Below are 16572 nucleotides of genomic sequence, written 5' to 3' on the forward strand. Positions count from 1 at the left end.
CGGCACCTCCAACATCCATGCAAACTGATACACCGCTTTCGCGAGCAAGCCCGCTCCCACAGGGGATTGACGTTGAACGCAGGTTTTGAGGCCACACAAAGAACAGTGTGGGAGCGAGCCTGCTCGCGATGACGCCGGCACCTCCAACATCCATGCAAACTGATACACCGCTTTCGCGAGCAAGCCCGCTCCCACAGGGGATTGGCGGTGAACGCAGGTTTTGAGGCCATACAAAAACACTGTGGGAGCTTTTTGGGCAGCCACAAAAAACCCGGCCTGGGCCGGGTTTCTGGTCAAGCGATCACTGCATCCAAGGCGGAGGCGGTTCTTCGGTTTTGCCGGGTGGAGCGTCGTCAGCGGCGCGTACGGCCTGGCGGCGTTCCTCGTCCAGGCGGGCAGCCTCGATCTCGCGCATGATCCCGCCGACATCCGCCAGTTCTTCCGGCTCGTCGAACTCGCCGGTCAGCACGCTGGCAGGGTGCAAGATGCCGGCCTCATACAACGCCCACATTTCCTTCGCGTACCGGGTGCGCTTGAGCTCCGGGGCAAACCGGCCGAAGTAGGACGCCATGTTGCCCACGTCCCGCTCCAGCATGCTGAAGGCGTGGTTGTTGCCCGCGGCATCCACCGCTTGCGGTAGATCGATGATCACCGGGCCCGTCGGCGTAAGCAGCACGTTGAACTCCGACAGGTCACCGTGCACCAGCCCGGTACACAGCATCAGCACGATCTGGGAAATCAGGAAAGCGTGATACTCACGGGCCTGGTCCGGCTCCAGTACCACGTCGTTCAGACGCGGCGCCGCGTCGCCATACTCGTCGGCCACCAACTCCATCAGCAGCACACCTTCGAGGAAGTCGTACGGCTTGGGCACTCGCACCCCCGCGCCGGCTAACCGGAACAACGCCGCCACTTCGGCGTTCTGCCAGGCGTCTTCGGTTTCCTTGCGCCCGAACTTGGAGCCCTTGGCCATGGCCCGGGCCTGGCGGCTGTTACGCACCTTGCGGCCTTCCTGGTATTCGGCCGCCTGACGAAAACTTCGCTTATTCGCCTCCTTGTAGACTTTGGCGCAACGTAGCTCGTTGCCGCAGCGCACCACATAAACAGCTGCTTCTTTACCACTCATGAGTGGGCGCAGCACCTCGTCGACCAGACCGTCCTCGATCAGGGGTTCAATGCGTTTTGGAGTCTTCATCAGCTTTTATTGGGGGTCCTTTATTACCGAACACGCGAATGACTGTCGTTATACGGCAATCCTCACTCCACGGGGAGGGGTTACCGACTTATGAACCCTGGTGATGCACACAATGTGCCGGATTAAATCGACCGAGCCGAATCATAGCCGAGACCGGGCATAGCGTTGGCAACTGAATGCGAAGGTATTTGCCACAAGAACTGACAGCCATGTCCTTGACCCGATTCAATGTTTAAACAGCTCCCCCGGTGTAAATCCAAACATCCCCTTGAACGCCGCGATAAAAGCGGACGTGGAGTCATAGCCACAGGACAACGCCGCGCCGGTCACGCTATCGCCTTTTTCCAACGCCCCCAGGGACGACAACAACCGCGAGCGCTGACGCCAGGCGCGAAAGCTCAGGCCGGTTTCGCGCTGAAACAGGCGCATCAGGGTTTTTTCCGATGTGCCCAAGCGCTCGGCCCAGGCTTGCAAGGTTACGTTCTGTTCGGGCTGTTCGATCAGTTCATTGCACAGCGCCAGCAGACGAGCATGTCGGGGCAACGGCAGGCAAAAACCCACTTCCGGCAGTGCTGCCAATTGATCCAGCAACACCTGCACCAGTCGTGCTTCCTGGGTATCGCCCAGTGAGTAGTCAGCCGGCATCTGACAAAAAGCCTTGATCAGCTCCCGAGCCAGTGGCGTGACCTCCAGCACCCGGCAACGCTCATCGGCCCACGGGCAAGCCTCGCGGTGGACATAAAGGCTGCGCATTTCCGCTCGGGTGGAAGTCACCACATGATGCTCCAGGTCGGCAGGAATCCAGATGCCCCATTGAGGCGGGGCGAAAAAGCTGCCTTCGGCGGTATGTACGCCGAGTACCCCACTGATGGCGTAGGAAAACTGCACCCAATCATGACGATGGGCCTGCGTCCAGGAACCGGCGCTCAAACTTTCGACACGGGCATAAAGCGGCCTGGGCAACTCAGTAAGGTCGGGAATGCGTCTTTCAAGTTGCTGGTGTCCGTTAGTCGGCATTGATTGGCCCTATGTCGCAAGACGGCTACAAGTGTCGACGTTAGGCTAAGTCGACTTCTCTGACAACTTGCGGTGCGGTATGCACATTTTCAGACACCTCAAACGCCTGGCCACCGACTGGTTTCTTTGCGGCATGTTGCTCGCCACATTGCTGGCGTATCTGTTTCCCAGGTTCGGCGCAGCCGGCGGCGCCATGCATGCCGAGTGGGTGGTCAATATCGGCATCTTTGTGGTGTTCTTCCTGCATGGGATAAACCTGTCCAGCGAGCAGATCCGCCACGGTCTGAAAAACATCCGGCTGCACTTGATGGTGCAGGGTTTTACCTTCGGCGTGTTCCCATTGATCTGGCTGGTCAGCGACTGGGCTCTGGGCCGCCATTTGCCGTCACTGCTGATGCTGGGGTTCTTTTACCTGTGCGTCTTGCCCTCGACCATTTCCTCCTCGGTGGCCCTGACCGGCAGCGCCGGCGGTAACGTGCCGGCAGCGATTCTCAACGCGAGCCTGTCCAGTGTGCTGGGGATTTTCCTGACACCGCTGCTGGTCAGTTTCGTCGTCGGCAGCGGCGCCGGGGGTATCGACCTGGGTGCGACCTTGCTCGACCTTTGCCTGATGTTGCTGCTGCCGCTGGTGCTCGGGCAGTTACTGCGACGCTGGCTGGCCGGTTTTTTCGGGCGGTATAAACGCTACACCAGCATTATCGACAAACTGGTGATCCTGTTGCTGGTCTACGCGGCGTTCTGCAATTCGATGGTGTCCGGCATCTGGCAACAACAAGGCAACACCGTGCTGCTCAGTGCACTGCTTGGCAGTGCCGTGTTGCTGGCAATCATTTTGTGGATGACCACCCGCACCGCCCGGGCCCTGCGGTTCAGCAACGCCGATGAGATTGCGGCGGTATTTTGTGCCAGCAAGAAATCCCTGGCGGCCGGGGTACCGATGGCCGCGTTGATTTTCGGCAACAACCCCGGCCTGGGGCTGATCCTGTTGCCGATCATGATTTATCACCCACTGCAGTTGATCGTCTGTTCGATCCTGGCCGAACGCTACGCCAACCGTCAGCGCGAACTGATCAGCCAACAGCGCGAGGCGATTCTCAACGCTCGATAATTGCCGTCACACCCTGACCACCGGCCGCGCAGATGGAAATCAGACCACGGCCCCGCCCCGCCGCATCCAGCAACTTGGCGAGGTTGGCGACGATTCGTCCACCCGTGGCGGCAAATGGGTGTCCGGCGGCCAGGGAGCTGCCCTTCACGTTCAACCGGCTGCGGTCTATGCTGCCCAGCGGAGCGTCGAGGCCCAGGCGCGTCTTGCAATAATCCGGGTCTTCCCAGGCTTTGAGCGTGCATAACACCTGAGCGGCGAATGCTTCGTGGATCTCGTAGTAATCAAAGTCCTGCAACGTCAGGCCGTTGCGCGCCAGCAACCGAGGCACCGCGTAGACCGGCGCCATCAGCAACCCTTCCGCCCCGTTGACGAAATCCACCGCTGCCGTTTCGCCGTCGCGCACGTAGGCCAGGATCGGCAGCCCCCTGGACTTGGCCCACTCTTCGCTGCCCAGCAACACCAGTGAGGCACCATCGGTCAACGGCGTGGAATTGCCCGCCGTCATCGTGCCCTTGGCGCTTTTTTCGAAGGCCGGCTTGAGCGCGGTGAGTTTTTCCAGGGTCAGGTCCGGGCGCAGGTTGTTGTCCCGCGTCAGGCCGAGAAACGGCGTCATCAAGTCGGTCTGCCAGCCCTCGGCGTAGGACGCGGCCATTTTCTGATGACTCTCCAGGGCCAGTTGGTCCTGCTCCTCTCTGGGAATCTGCCAGGTCTGCGCCATCAATTCGCAATGCTGGCCCATGGACAGGCCGGTTCGTGGCTCGCCATTGCGAGGCAGTTCGGGAACGAGGTGCTGGGGACGCAGTTGCAGGAAGGTCTTGATTTTCTCAGCGGTGGTTTTGGCGCGATTGGCTTGCAGCAGGATCCTGCGCAGCCCTTCGTTGACGCCAATCGGCGCATCCGAGGTGGTGTCCACGCCGCCGGCAATGGCACTGTCGATCTGCCCGAGGGCAATCTTGTTGGCCGTCAACAGCACGGTTTCCAGCCCGGTGCCGCAAGCCTGTTGCAGGTCATAGGCCGGTGTGGTGGGCGACAGGCGCGAACCGAGCACGCATTCGCGGGTCAAGTTCAGATCCCGGGAATGCTTGAGCACCGCACCGGCAGCCACCTCACCGATGTGCAAACCATGCAGGTTGTAGCGCTCGATCAGCCCCTCGAGCGCGGCGGTCAGCATCGCCTGGTTGCTGGCGGTGGCATAGGCCCCATTGGAGCGGGCGAAGGGGATGCGATTACCACCGATGATCGCGACGCGGCGTAGCTGTGTCATGAAGAACTCCCTGTGTATATCCGGATGCCAATGGGCCTGCGGGAACCCGGCTCCCGCACAAGCTTAGGCTTTATCTGGCCGATCGAACGACCGATTGCCAATCATGGTCCACACTTTGAACCTCATCAGCCGGAGTGTGTTCCATGTCAGACCGTTATATCGACTTCGCCAATTCGCCCCTTGGCCTGCGCCTGGTCGGTGCGCTGGGCCTGCCATCGCCGGTACGCCTGGAGCGCTGGCAGGCCGGGCGGCTGCGGCCGATCGAAGGCGCGTTGCTGCTGGGCGGCGGACCGTTGACCGAACAGATCGGCGCATTTGCCAAGCGCCTGACCGATGCGATCTTCATCTACGGGGGCGAACCGACACTGGCCACCGAGTGGATCCCCGGCCACGGTCCGAAAATCAAGGCCGTGGTGTACGACGCCAGTCATCTGGCACAGGCCGATCAGCTCAAGCAACTGCGCGAGTTTTTCCAACCCCTGATGAAGAACCTCGACCACAGCGCCCATGTCGTCATCCTCGGCCGCGCTCCAGAAAGCCTTGGCGACCCGTTCGCCGCCAGCACGCAGCGGGCCCTGGAGGGCTTCAGCCGTTCGCTGGCCAAAGAGTTGCGCCACGGCGGGACGCTGCAACTGCTGTATGTGGGTGACGGCGCAGAAGCCCAACTGGAAGGTGCGCTGCGGTTTTTCCTGTCGCCCAAGAGCGCCTATGTTTCGGGGCAAGTCATTCGCCTCGACGCCTGCCAGGCCCAGGTCCAGGACTGGACGCGTCCGCTCACGGGCCTCAAGGCGCTGGTCACCGGCGCGGCCCGCGGGATCGGCGCCTCCATTGCCGAAACCCTGTCCCGTGATGGCGCCGATGTGATCCTGCTGGACGTCCCGCAAGCCAAGGCCGACCTCGAAGCCCTGGCTGCGCGCCTCAGCGGGCGTAGCGTGACGCTGGACATCTGCGCTGAAGACGCCGCTACGCAATTGACTGAACACCTGCCCGACGGCGTCGACATCGTGGTACATAACGCCGGCATTACCCGGGACAAAACGCTCGCCAACATGACCCCGGAATTTTGGGACGCGGTGCTGGCGGTCAACCTCCACGCGCCGCAGGTGCTGACCAAGGCCCTGCTCGACAGTGGCGCCCTGCGGGACGACGGCCGAGTGATTCTGCTGGCATCCATCAGCGGTATCGCCGGCAATCGCGGCCAGACTAACTATGCGGCGAGCAAGGCCGGGTTGATCGGCCTGGCCCAGGCCTGGGCGCCGGTCCTGCAACCTCGGGGGATCAGCATCAATGCCGTGGCCCCGGGTTTCATCGAAACCCGTATGACCGCCGACATCCCTTTCGCCCTGCGCGAAGCCGGGCGGCGCATGAGTTCCCTGGGCCAGGGCGGCCTGCCACAGGATGTCGCCGAAGCCGTGGCCTGGCTCGCCCAGCCGGGTACGGGCGCCGTTACCGGCCAGACGCTGCGGGTGTGCGGGCAAAGCCTCCTGGGAGCATGACCATGACGATTCAATGGCATGAAGTAAACGCCGCGCCCGGTATGTCCGCGCTGTACATGAAAGCCGCGACACGGCGCAAGGTCAGCGGAAAAACCTTGCCCGAGGACGGATTGCGCCAAGTGATACAGGTCGATCCGCAACGCCTGGCGGCTTATCGCAAGGTCTGCGGTTTTGCCGAAAACGGGCTGCTGCCGCCGACCTATCCCCACGTGCTGGCGTTTGCCCTGCAGATGCAATTGCTCACCGGCCGGGATTTTCCGTTCCCGTTGCTGGGGTTGATCCACCTGAGCAATCGCATCCGTGTACTGCGGCCGATGGGCGGGGTCAGCCAAGTGCAGGCCCGCGTCAATGCCCAGAACCTGCAAGCCCACCCCAAGGGCGCGGTGTTCGACATCGTGACTCGCATCGACGATCAACTGGGGCCGTTGTGGGAGGCCGAGAGCCAGATGCTCTGCAAGGGCGTCCAGCTTGACGGCGCGCTGGTGGAGGAGCCGCTGCAGGAGATCCAGGCGTTGACTGAAGTGGCGCACTGGACCGCGCCGGCAGACATTGGCCGGCAATATGCCAAGGTGTCCGGCGATTACAACCCGATCCACCTGAGCGGCCTCAGCGCCCGACTATTCGGCTTCCCTACCGCCATCGCCCACGGCCTGTGGAACAAGGCCAGGACTCTGGCGGCGCTGGACGAACACTTGCCCGATGCCAACATCGAGATCGAGGTGACCTTCAAGAAACCGGTGCGCCTGCCCAGCGAAGTGAAACTGCTGGCGAGTGCGGCGGGGTCCAGTGGGGATTTGCGATTGATCGGGTCCGGGGAGTTGGAGCATATGGTGGGGAGCTGGCGGCCGGTTGGCTAAGACCTGAATCGATGTTGAATGTGCCGCCGTCATCGCGAGCCGGCTCCCACCGTGGATTTGTGGTGGATAGGGATCTGCGAACGACTCGGAAAACTGTGGGAGCAAGGCTTGCCCGCGATGACGGTGGCACAGCCGGCATTGGTGCAAGCTGACCCACCGCCATCGCGAGCAGGCTCGCTCCCACAAGGGTTCCCGGGTGCTCATGGATCCCGCGTCCGGCACAAATCCCTGTGGGAGCGAGCCTGCTCGCGAAAGCGCTGGGTCAGTTCTTCGATACTGGATCCGCCTACTGCGGCGGATAGTTCGCCAGGATCCGCGCAACCGTCTCACGTACCGCCGTGCTGCGATCAGTCGGGTTGGGCGAATGGCTGAGCAGTTGTTCATCGCTGCCACGCCACACCAGCTTGCCGTCCTTGCCATCGAGCAGATCAATCTGCACCGTGGCGACCTTGTAGCTGATGTTGCGGGTTTCGTTATACATCGGCCCGCCCCAATAGCCATTCCAGGGGCCGCCCCAACCGCCGCCATAGTTGGTCGTGACCTGTTGCTGGCGATCCTCGACGATCAGGTAGGCCTGGACCATCACATCCCCTCGCCCGCCCGCCTGAGCCGGGCGCAGGCCGCGTTGATCGAGCTGATCGGCAACCGCCTGGCGGATCCGCTGTTCGGTCAGGTCGCTCTTGATACGCGGATCATCGGGGCGATATTGCAGCGCCGGCTCTTTCCAGCTCCAGCTGCGATAAGCCGAGAAATCCCGGCTGATGTCAAAGTCGTGGTTGACCGACTTACCCGCGCAAGCGCTGAGCAGCAAGGCAAAAGCCAGTAGAGCGAGACGGCGAAACATGGTTTTTCTCCGTTGCGTGATCAACTGGGTGGATAAGCCGACAGGGCTTTTTCCACCGCTTCGCGAATGGCGTCGGTGCGCGCGCTCTGACTGCCGCGCTGGCTGGTCTCGGCGCTGGCGCTCCACACCGGCTGCCCATTACGGGCATCGAACAAGTCTACTCGCACCACCACAACCTGCTCCCGATAAGTGCGTACCACCGGCACCGAGTGGTACATGCCATAGCCGGGACCGTAGCGGTCATAACGGTTGTAGCCGCCGTAGTAACCGGCGTCATAGTCGTCGCGAACCTGGCGCACGCGCGTTTCCAGGCGCAGGTCCGCGCTGACGAACAGGTCGGCCGGGCGGTTGTCATGCAAGGGGCGAAGGCCGCGTTGATCCAGAGCATTGCTCACCGCTTCAGCCACTTGGGCCGAGTCCGCCCAAGCGGTCCCCGGTGGCAGTCGCCCGTTGAGCCAGGCCCAACTGCGATAGCGCCCGTAGTCACGGGGTGGCGCAGGGTAAGCACTGCGGTCAAACACCGTGGCGGCCTCCGGTGGCGCCGGTGGCAGCGGATTAGACGTGGCGACATACGGGTTGCTGCCCTGGCAGGCAGCCAGTCCCAAGCACAACACCAACAACCCTGAACGACCTTTCATTTCGCGCTCCGATTGCTCTTTCAGATCAGAGGGGACGGCAAACCCAGTGCAGATAACGCCCCAACCCGGCAAACGCAGGATGGCGACGGTGGGCCAACTCCATCTCCAGCAACTGCGCAAGCTCCACGCGGCCCTGGAACTCCACCGGCATGTAGTCATGGAAAACCCGCACGCCACTTTGAGTTTCGACCTGCCACAAGCCCTCAAGTTGCGCCGCCAATTCCCGTGGATCAAGGGGTTGTTGCGGAGTCAGGCTCTGTTTTTCCCCGGCCATATCGTTTTTGCGCAACTTGCGAAAATGCCCCTTGAGCAGGTTGCGATAGACCAGCGCGTCACGGTTGTAGAACGCCAGGGACAACCAGCCGCCCGGGGCCGTGAGTTGATGCAGCACCGGCAGGATCGCGTGAGGTTCGGCCAGCCATTCCAACACCGCGTGACACAGCACCAGGTCGTAAGGCTCAGAAAGCTGCGCAGGCAGCGCCTGCCACGGCGCCTGGATGAACGTTGCGCGCTGACCGGCATCGGCAAACCGCTGGCGAGCACCTTCGAGCATGGGCTCGGCCGGCTCGGCCAGGGTCACTTGATGGCCGCGCTCGGCCAGCCACAACGACATGTGGCCCAGACCGGCACCGATATCCAGCACGCGCAATGGGCGATCGGGCAGCGTTTCCAGCAGATCGGCCTGGAGCACCGCCAGACGGATCGCACCTTTGGCCCCGCCGTAGATTTTTTCAGCAAAGCGTGTGGCGAGCTGATCGAAATGACGATCACTCATTGGCCGAACCGCCGCTCACTGTCGGCCAGCTTGCTGCGCACCACGGCATCCATGTCCAACCCCAGCTCACTGCACAGCAGCAACAGGTACAACACGATGTCACCGACTTCCTGTCCGGCGTGGGCCAGTTTGTCCGCCGGCAACTGGCGCGACTGGTCCTCGGTCAACCACTGGAAAATCTCCACCAGTTCGGCCATTTCCACGCTGGCGGCCATGGCGAGGTTTTTCGGGCTGTGAAATTGCCGCCAATCGTTACGGTCACGAATGGCGTGCAGGCGTTCGGTCAGTTCAACAAGGTTCATCAAGGTCTCCTGAATGCGCATAGCTTCGGGGGGATGACGAGCGAAGGCAAGCGTCTCGGTACGAAGCGGTGTTTTGCCCCATAATCGAACGATCTTGGCCTTCAGCCGCTCTTACAACCAGAAGCCCAAGGCTCGATTCCGATTCCCTCTCATCAGGACGTACACATGCAGGTAGAAAGCTTTTTCGAATGGCTCGGCCAGGCGCTCGGCTCGGTGATCAGGTTTATCGTCGACCTGCTCAGCGGCCTGTTCAACACCCTGGCCAATGCCGGCGGCAACTTTGTCGATGGCCTGTCGCGCACACTGGGCATGGACACCTCGATCATCAGCATCATTGCGCTGATCCTCGGGCTCATGCTGCTGTACTCGGCGATCCGCGCATTCATGCGGGCATCGATCATCCTGGGCATTATCTGGTTGGTGCTGGGGTTGTGGCTGTTGAGCTGGATCATTCACTAGTGGCCTGTGTGGGAGTAAAGCTTGCTCGCGATACAGGCGCCTCGGCTCCCTGAAAGACCGCGTCATCTTCATCGCGGGCAAGCCTTGCTCCCACAGAGTTTCAGAGGCATTCCCACGCGGAGCATGAGAACGATCATGCGAGAACCCGCTACAATCGCGCTCCGTCAAGGAGCTCGCATGTCCAACCTGATCACCGACTGGCGCGACCGTCTTACCCACCGCCGGGTATGGGCGCTGGCCGCGCCGATGATTCTCTCGAACATTTCCGTACCGCTGGTGGCGCTGGTGGACAGCACGGTCATCGGCCACCTGCCCCACGCCCATCAATTGGGCGCGGTGGCGGTCGGGGCGAGCTTGTATACGGTGCTGGCCTGGGCCATGGGTTTCTTGCGCATGGGCTCTACCGGGTTCGCCGCCCAGGCGGCCGGCCGTGGTGATGGGGCCGCGCTGCGGCAGGTGTTGGTGCAAGGCCTGCTGCTGGCGTTGGGATTGGCGCTGGTGCTGGGGGCGGTCGGCGTACCGTTGAGTGGAGTGGCGTTGCATTTCATGCAACCGTCCGCCGAGCTTGAGCAGTTGACCCGGGACTTTTTCCACACCCGCCTGTTTGGCTTGCCGGCGGCGCTGGCCAGTTATGCGCTGGTGGGTTGGTTCCTCGGCGCACAGAATGCCCGGGCGCCGTTGGCGATCCTGCTGGTGACTAACCTGGTGAACATCGCCCTGAACCTGTGGTTCGTGATCGGCCTGGACTGGGGCGTGACCGGCTCGGCCCGGGCGTCGGTGATTGCCGAGTGGACCGGCGCCCTGGTCGGTCTGATCCTTGCGCACAAGACGCTGCGGGCCTGGCCAGGGCAGATCGCCTGGGCGGCCCTGGGGGTGTGGCAAAGCTGGCGCCCGCTGCTGGCGGTGAACCGGGACATTTTCATTCGCAGCCTGGCGCTGCAAGCGGTGTTCTTCCTGATCACAGTACAAGGGGCGCGCCTGGGGGATGCAACCGTGGCAGCCAACGCCCTGCTACTTAACGGTCTGCTGCTGACAGCCCACGCCCTGGACGGTTTGGCCCATGCCGTCGAAGCGCTGTGCGGTCACGCCATCGGCGCCCGCGACCGCTTGGCCTTGCGTCGCTCGTTGGTGGTGGCCTGCGGTTGGTCACTGATTGCAAGCGTGGGGTTTGCCCTGCTGTTTCTGCTCGCCGGGCACCTGTTCATCGATATGCAGACCGATATCCCCGACGTGCGCGACACCGCTTACCGCTACCTGCCTTACCTGGCGGCGCTGCCGTTGATCGCGGTCTGGAGTTATTTGCTCGATGGTCTGTTCATCGGCGCCACCCGCGCCAGGGAAATGCGCAACGGCATGCTCCTGACTCTGTTGCTGGTGTTGCCATTCGCCTGGGTGCTGCAAGCGCTGGGTAACCACGGGCTGTGGATCACTTTCCTGCTGTTCATGGCATTGCGCAGCTTGACCCTCGGCGCTTTTGCCTGGCACTTGCAGCGGCGCGACGGCTGGCTCGGCGTCCGCGCCTTATAACGTTTCAACCTTGATCGTTTTGCCACAGTTGTCGCAGATAATTGAGCCGCTCGCGCTGCGAGGCGCCTATCAGCTCCGGCACCGACCGGGCATGGGGGTGTTGCAGGCGCAGCCATAGCCAGTCGTCGAGCACCGGCCGTTCGGTAAACCCCAGTTTCAATCCTTGCTGCAAGTCGCTCCAGAGCAGGCGGTAGTCACGCCCGATGGAACGGGACCATTGCCAGGCGTGACGCTCCAGCAGGCATTGCTGCAACTGACGTTGCTGCCGATCACTGAGGCTGTGCTCATTTTCCAGCGCCGCCACCGCCAGCCCCGGGTTGGACAGTTGCTGCCAGCCCTGGCTGCCAATCGCCCGGTCGGCCCAAGTGCCGCCGAACCAGCGCAACAGGCTGATCGGACCCAGCCAGCAACTGAGCTCGCTGGGGTCGCAACCATCGAAAAAATAGCTGGCGGTGTGCGGGTTGTAGTAGTTCAACAAGGCTTTGTGATGCAGGCCCAACGTCACCGTCAACATGCGCCGCAGATGCACCAGCAATTGCGCGGCCGGTGATGCACTCACCAACAGCAGCCCTGGCCAGGAGGCGGCATCCAGATGACACAGACTGGTCAACGCTGGCGAATGCTGCAGATCCACCAGCAGCGGACCCTGCTCCCTCAGCCCGTGCAACTCGGTGCCTTCGAACAAGGCAAAGCTGCGGGCCTCTGCGAATTGCTCCTGCAGACGCTGCGCGGCCGCCGGTACACCCGGCACGTCGAGCAGCAGCCATTGAGGCGCTGATCCAGACATGTCGGCGGCACTCATAGCGCAGCGCCCACGCCGAGCCGCGTGAGCATGCGACAGGTACACACCGGCTGGGCGCAGGGGCTGAAGCTGCCGCCTCCGGGCAACAGGCATAGCAAGACCAGCGGCTCGGCACTCTGGATCGCCGCCAATAAGACCGGGTCGGCTCCCAGCGGGGGCGTTTCGCTTAAGGAAGGCTCTTGCGATATTTCCGCCAATGCAGGCGTGTCGAAGAATGCGCTGATCAACGGCCTGTCCGGATCGCCTTCGATAAAACTCACCAACACCTCGGTGCCGTCACGAATGACTCCAGGCCTGCAGGCGGCCAGCTCAGGAGCCAATGGCAGCCAGCAGTAACTCGGGTTGGCCCCTTCCCCTTGATAGGTCCAGTCGAACTGCACCGCCACTCGCCCGGCCATCTGCACCGCCGGCTCATCCACCGCCACCACCCAGCCCCTCTGCTGGCTCAGCATGCGCGGCTTTGCAGGAACCCCGGTCGCCACGAACGGCAACCCCCAAGAGATGGCGTAAAAGTGATTGCCATAAACACCGGCCTGGCCGCGATGCTCGACCTTCGTCAACAGCCAGCGCTGGTTCCAGCCGTCAAGAGGATGGGCCGTCAGCGACAGTAGCCGGCCACAATGCAGGTGCGTCAGATCGCTGCGACCCCGGGCAACCTGTTCCCCCGACGCATCGGCTTGAACGCTGAAGGCTCGCACCGCTGGAGCCTGCCCTTCAGCCTCGTAAGCGGCCTGGCCTACGGGCGGAAAACTGCCCGCACTGTCGGCGAAAACCAGGCAATGCCCGTCCCGAGCCTGTTCGAAATGGAAGTGGATACCTGCCTGTAGGCACACCCGCTGGAGAAACTGCAGGTCCGATTCCCGATACTGGGTACAGAAGTCCTGCGGCGGATAATCACCGCTCAAGTCCAGGCACACATGGCGCCCGGCAATGCCATGGGCCTTGAGTACCTGACGGATGATCTGCGGCACCGAGCGGGCACTGAATACCCGTTGAGTGAAGCGCTGCGCCAGGCAAGCCAGCTTCGGCCCGATGCGCACCCGACAGCCAGCGCCATGACGACGCTGTACCAGCTCGTGAAGCTGCCCATGGATACCCCGCCCCGAAGCCCCGAAACTCAACCAGACGCTGCGGTACAGCAGGCTCGCCAAGTCCAGGGGCGTGTCGCCGATCAACAGCTCCACTTCAAAGACGAAGGGTTCGCTGATGGCTTCTCTGCCCGTGAAGGCCACGACAACAAATGATTCGGGCAGACCGGCTATCTCCAGACGAAATGACGGCTCGCTGGCTGGATCGGACATCGGCGTTTCTCTACAGGAGGGGCGGCCGTGGATTCTCGCTGAGAGCCATGGCCGAGTAGAGAGCCCAAGTACAAGTTAGGAAAGGGACTACATGAAATAAGGACAGCACCGGTTAAATGAACCGATGTGCGGAAATAACAGCCAGTAAAAATAAAAACGCCCTTCGGGACTATCCGAAAAAACCCGCAGCACGCGATGTATTTTCTGACAGTCCCGGAGGGCGATGTCGATCAGTCAAGTGGTCGAGCCAGATGCGATCTTTTATCCCTGCTGTGGGAGCAAAGCTTGCTCCCACAGCAAGCGCTCATCACCCCATCAGGAAGACAGGTAGGACGAACGCGTCAGCCCCAGGCGCAGGGCATCCAGGAACTGGGTGCGCTCGGCGGCACTGATACGGGCGCTGGCGCATTTGTCGCGGTAGTGCGTCATCAACTCCTCCGGCGACAGGTGCACGTAGCGCAGCATGTCTTCGATGGTGTCGTGGGTTTCGATACCGGCGTGGTACACACTGCCGTCGGCGTTCTGGTAGATGTTCACCGAATCGGTGTCACCGAACAGGTTGTGCATATCGCCGAGGATTTCCTGGTAGGCACCCACCAGGAAGATGCCCAGCAGGTAGTCTTCGCCCGGGTTGAGGGAATGCACCGGCAGGCTGGTTTCGATGCTCTGCTCGTCGACGTACTGCTTGATCTTGCCGTCGGAGTCACAGGTCAGGTCTTGCAGCACGGCGCGGCGCAGTGGCTCTTCATCGAGACGATGCAGCGGCAGGATCGGCAGCACCTGACCGATGGCCCAGGTGTCCGGCAGGCTCTGGAACACCGAGAAGTTGCAGATGTACTTGTCGGCGAGCTTGTCGTTGAGTTCATCCAGCACCTGGCGGTGGGAACGCTGGCGAGCCTTCAACGAGTTATGCAGGCGACGGCACACGGCGAAGTAGCACTGCTCGGCCAGGGCCTTTTCCGCCAGGGTCAGCTTGCCGTCGGCGTACTGGGCGGCCACGTCGCTCATGTAGTGGGTGGCGCGCCAGTAGGTCTCGGTGACCATCTCGATATCGGTCGGGCCCAGCAGGTCAACCAGCCATTGCACGGTCTCCGGCAGGCTTTCCTTGTTTTCGATCACCGGCACGTCGTCGTGGTGTTTCTCGACGTCGGTCACCTGCACCACCAGCATCGCGTGGTGGGCGGTCAGGGAGCGACCACTTTCCGAGAAGATGTGCGGATGCGGCAGGCTCTGGGCATCGCAGAACTCCTTGAGCATGCCGACCACGACACCGGCGTAATCGTCCATGTCGTAGTTGATCGAACTGGCATTGCGCGAGTGCGTACCGTCGTAGTCCACGCCCAGGCCACCGCCGACATCGATGTGATCCACCGGCAGGCCGAGGTTGCGCAGCTCACCGTAGTAGCGGATCGCTTCTTTGAAACCATGCTGGTAGTCCGCCAGGTTGGCGATCTGCGACCCCATGTGGAAATGCAGCAGGCGGATGCCCTGATCCAGGCCAGCGGCGCGGAAGCGCTCGACCACCGACAGTAGCTGCGCGGCAGACAAGCCGAACTTGGACTTTTCGCCACCGGTATCGGCCCACTTGCTCGACGCCAGGGACGACAAGCGCACCCGCAGGCCGACCTGTGGCTTGACCTTGAGCGATGCGGCTTCTTCGATCACCAGGCCGACTTCGGATTCTTTCTCGATCACGATGAAGACGTTATGGCCCAGTTTCTGGCCCATCAGCGCCAGGCGAATGAACTCGCGGTCCTTGTAACCGTTGCAGACGATGGTCCCGCCCTTGGGCGCCAGGGCCAGCACCGCCAGCAGCTCGGGCTTGGAGCCGGCCTCAAGACCGATGGAAACGTTCTGGGTGGCGATGATGTTTTCGATCACCGCTTCCTGCTGGTTGACCTTGATCGGATAGAGCGCGGTGTACTGGCTCTGGTATTCCAGGCGCGCGATGTTGCTGTCGAACGCACCGGTGAGCTGGCGCACGCGGTCTTGCAGGATGTCGGGGAAGCGCACCAGCAAGGGCAACGACAGGCCGCTCTGGCGCAACTGGTCGACCTGCTCGAACAGGTCGATGGGCGAACTGCCTGGACCGTTCGGGCGGACTTCGACGCGACCGGCGTCATTGATCGCGAAATACCCGGCCCCCCAATGGCGAATCCCGTAAACACTGCGGCTGTCCGCAACTGTCCATTGGCTGCCATCGTCTTTGCGTGTGCGTCGTACGGACATCGAAGTCCCCTATAAATGAAGTCAAAATGCACCATCCGGTAGGAGGCTGGCGCAGTCTAGAGAATGGAAATGACGATTTGCCTGTAAGCAAGGTAGACCCTGCTCACAGCGCTGAGTTTAGAAACCCGTTCAGAACAGGCTCTGTGAAAACCATGTGGGCGACTTCGAACCGTGCTTTGTAGAAGGGGTTCGAATCAAGCCAAGGGTGGTTTTCACAGAGGCTGCTAGCCGCCGGACTTTTTCGCCTTGAAACCGTGTCTGGTCAGTTCCGCCAGCAACAGCTCGACGTGATCGCCCTGGATCTCGATGATGCCGTCTTTCAACGCGCCACCGGTGCCACAGCGTTTCTTCAACGTGGTAGCCAGTTCCTTGAGGGCGTCCTCGGCCAACGGCACGCCGGTGATTGTGGTCACCGTCTTGCCGCCCCGGCCTTTGCTTTCACGGCGCACGCGAGCGATACCGTCACCGGCAGGGATGGCGGTCTGTTTGCAGATGCAGGCATCCACCGGCTGGCGGCAATCAGGGCAATGACGACCGGCGTCGGTAGAAAATACCAGGCCGCCCAAGGCGGCGAAGGATGCGGCTTTTTTGGCCACCGGCAATCCTCTTGGGAGGACAAAGACTGGCCGGGCAAAGGTAAGTGCCCCGACCGCGAAGCCCCACTCAGGCAGGGGCAGCGCTACTGGACCGCAGACAGCGGTTCAGCTTGAAAAGTCGCGCAGTGTAACGGCAAAAAGCCGACTTGCTAAGGGCCAATC

16 protein-coding genes are annotated in these 16572 nt (G+C 62.0%); 5 read left to right on the plus strand and 11 right to left on the minus strand.

The annotated features are described in order from the left end of the window. Nucleotides 1–301: 301 nt before the first annotated feature. Entirely contained in the window at nucleotides 302–1195 is an 894-nt protein-coding gene (locus MA884_RS25640; RefSeq protein ID WP_256233131.1) for a PA4780 family RIO1-like protein kinase, read from the minus strand. A gap of 225 nt (nucleotides 1196–1420) precedes the next feature. Next, nucleotides 1421–2212: a helix-turn-helix transcriptional regulator gene (locus MA884_RS25645; protein ID WP_256233132.1), complete on the minus strand. Its 792-nt coding sequence runs from the start codon at nucleotides 2210–2212 to the stop codon at nucleotides 1421–1423. Nucleotides 2213–2291: 79 nt separating this feature from the next. Here MA884_RS25645 and MA884_RS25650 point away from each other — a divergent pair, with 79 nt between their 5' ends. Continuing rightward, entirely contained in the window at nucleotides 2292–3320 is a 1029-nt protein-coding gene (locus tag MA884_RS25650) for a bile acid:sodium symporter family protein (protein ID WP_256233133.1), read from the plus strand. On the opposite strand, the gene MA884_RS25655 is transcribed toward MA884_RS25650, so the two are convergent. Continuing rightward, the gene (locus tag MA884_RS25655; RefSeq protein ID WP_256233134.1) at nucleotides 3307–4584 is read right to left on the minus strand and encodes an acetyl-CoA C-acetyltransferase; all 1278 of its coding nucleotides are present in this window, start codon (nucleotides 4582–4584) and stop codon (nucleotides 3307–3309) included. The genes MA884_RS25650 and MA884_RS25655 overlap by 14 nt on opposite strands. 143 nt (nucleotides 4585–4727) lie before the next feature. On the opposite strand from MA884_RS25655, the gene MA884_RS25660 reads away from it, so the two are divergent. Then, complete coding sequence (locus MA884_RS25660; RefSeq protein WP_256233135.1) at nucleotides 4728–6080, plus strand: 3-oxoacyl-ACP reductase; 1353 nt, start codon at nucleotides 4728–4730, stop codon at nucleotides 6078–6080. Nucleotides 6081–6082: 2 nt separating this feature from the next. Beyond that, entirely contained in the window at nucleotides 6083–6937 is an 855-nt protein-coding gene (locus tag MA884_RS25665; protein ID WP_256233136.1) for a MaoC/PaaZ C-terminal domain-containing protein, read from the plus strand. Nucleotides 6938–7223: 286 nt separating this feature from the next. On the opposite strand, the gene MA884_RS25670 is transcribed toward MA884_RS25665, so the two are convergent. Genes MA884_RS25670 through MA884_RS25685 form a run of 4 tightly spaced genes read right to left on the minus strand, consistent with a single transcriptional unit; the run spans nucleotide 7224 to nucleotide 9496 of the window. After that, the gene (locus tag MA884_RS25670; RefSeq protein WP_256233137.1) at nucleotides 7224–7781 is read right to left on the minus strand and encodes a DUF4136 domain-containing protein; all 558 of its coding nucleotides are present in this window, start codon (nucleotides 7779–7781) and stop codon (nucleotides 7224–7226) included. 20 nt (nucleotides 7782–7801) lie between these two features. Next, nucleotides 7802–8419, minus strand: coding sequence for a DUF4136 domain-containing protein (locus MA884_RS25675; protein ID WP_256233138.1), 618 nt, complete (start codon nucleotides 8417–8419; stop codon nucleotides 7802–7804). 25 nt (nucleotides 8420–8444) lie between these two features. Beyond that, nucleotides 8445–9194, minus strand: coding sequence for a methyltransferase domain-containing protein (locus MA884_RS25680; RefSeq protein WP_256233139.1), 750 nt, complete (start codon nucleotides 9192–9194; stop codon nucleotides 8445–8447). Further along, a complete protein-coding gene (locus MA884_RS25685; RefSeq protein WP_003186192.1) occupies nucleotides 9191–9496 on the minus strand; it encodes a MazG-like family protein in 306 nt (101 codons plus the stop codon). Before MA884_RS25685 ends, MA884_RS25680 begins: the two co-directional genes overlap by 4 nt. A 165-nt stretch (nucleotides 9497–9661) precedes the next feature. Here MA884_RS25685 and MA884_RS25690 point away from each other — a divergent pair, with 165 nt between their 5' ends. Then, entirely contained in the window at nucleotides 9662–9955 is a 294-nt protein-coding gene (locus MA884_RS25690; RefSeq protein WP_047227401.1) for a hypothetical protein, read from the plus strand. A 177-nt stretch (nucleotides 9956–10132) separates the two neighbouring features. Beyond that, nucleotides 10133–11482, plus strand: a complete 1350-nt coding sequence (locus MA884_RS25695) for an MATE family efflux transporter (protein ID WP_256233140.1) — start codon at nucleotides 10133–10135, stop codon at nucleotides 11480–11482. 4 nt (nucleotides 11483–11486) lie between these two features. Here MA884_RS25695 and MA884_RS25700 read toward each other — a convergent pair whose 3' ends face one another. The 4 genes from MA884_RS25700 to MA884_RS25715 all read right to left on the minus strand — a co-directional run bounded on the left by MA884_RS25700 (nucleotide 11487) and on the right by MA884_RS25715 (nucleotide 16410). Further along, nucleotides 11487–12284: a DUF4123 domain-containing protein gene (locus tag MA884_RS25700; RefSeq protein WP_256233141.1), complete on the minus strand. Its 798-nt coding sequence runs from the start codon at nucleotides 12282–12284 to the stop codon at nucleotides 11487–11489. Continuing rightward, nucleotides 12281–13585: a type VI secretion system Vgr family protein gene (locus MA884_RS25705; protein ID WP_256233142.1), complete on the minus strand. Its 1305-nt coding sequence runs from the start codon at nucleotides 13583–13585 to the stop codon at nucleotides 12281–12283. The genes MA884_RS25700 and MA884_RS25705 overlap by 4 nt, the downstream gene beginning before the upstream one ends. A gap of 315 nt (nucleotides 13586–13900) precedes the next feature. After that, entirely contained in the window at nucleotides 13901–15814 is a 1914-nt protein-coding gene (gene speA / locus MA884_RS25710) for an arginine decarboxylase (protein ID WP_047227397.1), read from the minus strand. A 224-nt stretch (nucleotides 15815–16038) separates the two neighbouring features. Next, nucleotides 16039–16410: a translation initiation factor Sui1 gene (locus MA884_RS25715; RefSeq protein WP_256233143.1), complete on the minus strand. Its 372-nt coding sequence runs from the start codon at nucleotides 16408–16410 to the stop codon at nucleotides 16039–16041. Nucleotides 16411–16572 lie beyond the last annotated feature (162 nt).

It is taken from the genome of Pseudomonas sp. Q11 (genome assembly GCF_024494355.1).
Classification (GTDB): domain Bacteria; phylum Pseudomonadota; class Gammaproteobacteria; order Pseudomonadales; family Pseudomonadaceae; genus Aquipseudomonas; species Aquipseudomonas hefeiensis.

Bases quoted from the DNA above. Each gene is read 5' to 3' on its own strand.
- MA884_RS25640 (WP_256233131.1), bottom strand. From the start codon at position 1,195: ATGAAGACTCCAAAACGCATTGAACCCCTGATCGAGGACGGTCTGGTC.
- MA884_RS25645 (WP_256233132.1), bottom strand. From the start codon at position 2,212: ATGCCGACTAACGGACACCAGCAACTTGAAAGACGCATTCCCGACCTT.
- MA884_RS25650 (WP_256233133.1), top strand. From the start codon at position 2,292: ATGCACATTTTCAGACACCTCAAACGCCTGGCCACCGACTGGTTTCTT.
- MA884_RS25655 (WP_256233134.1), bottom strand. From the start codon at position 4,584: ATGACACAGCTACGCCGCGTCGCGATCATCGGTGGTAATCGCATCCCC.
- MA884_RS25660 (WP_256233135.1), top strand. From the start codon at position 4,728: ATGTCAGACCGTTATATCGACTTCGCCAATTCGCCCCTTGGCCTGCGC.
- MA884_RS25665 (WP_256233136.1), top strand. From the start codon at position 6,083: ATGACGATTCAATGGCATGAAGTAAACGCCGCGCCCGGTATGTCCGCG.
- MA884_RS25670 (WP_256233137.1), bottom strand. From the start codon at position 7,781: ATGTTTCGCCGTCTCGCTCTACTGGCTTTTGCCTTGCTGCTCAGCGCT.
- MA884_RS25675 (WP_256233138.1), bottom strand. From the start codon at position 8,419: ATGAAAGGTCGTTCAGGGTTGTTGGTGTTGTGCTTGGGACTGGCTGCC.
- MA884_RS25680 (WP_256233139.1), bottom strand. From the start codon at position 9,194: ATGAGTGATCGTCATTTCGATCAGCTCGCCACACGCTTTGCTGAAAAA.
- MA884_RS25685 (WP_003186192.1), bottom strand. From the start codon at position 9,496: ATGAACCTTGTTGAACTGACCGAACGCCTGCACGCCATTCGTGACCGT.
- MA884_RS25690 (WP_047227401.1), top strand. From the start codon at position 9,662: ATGCAGGTAGAAAGCTTTTTCGAATGGCTCGGCCAGGCGCTCGGCTCG.
- MA884_RS25695 (WP_256233140.1), top strand. From the start codon at position 10,133: ATGTCCAACCTGATCACCGACTGGCGCGACCGTCTTACCCACCGCCGG.
- MA884_RS25700 (WP_256233141.1), bottom strand. From the start codon at position 12,284: ATGAGTGCCGCCGACATGTCTGGATCAGCGCCTCAATGGCTGCTGCTC.
- MA884_RS25705 (WP_256233142.1), bottom strand. From the start codon at position 13,585: ATGTCCGATCCAGCCAGCGAGCCGTCATTTCGTCTGGAGATAGCCGGT.
- speA (WP_047227397.1), bottom strand. From the start codon at position 15,814: ATGTCCGTACGACGCACACGCAAAGACGATGGCAGCCAATGGACAGTT.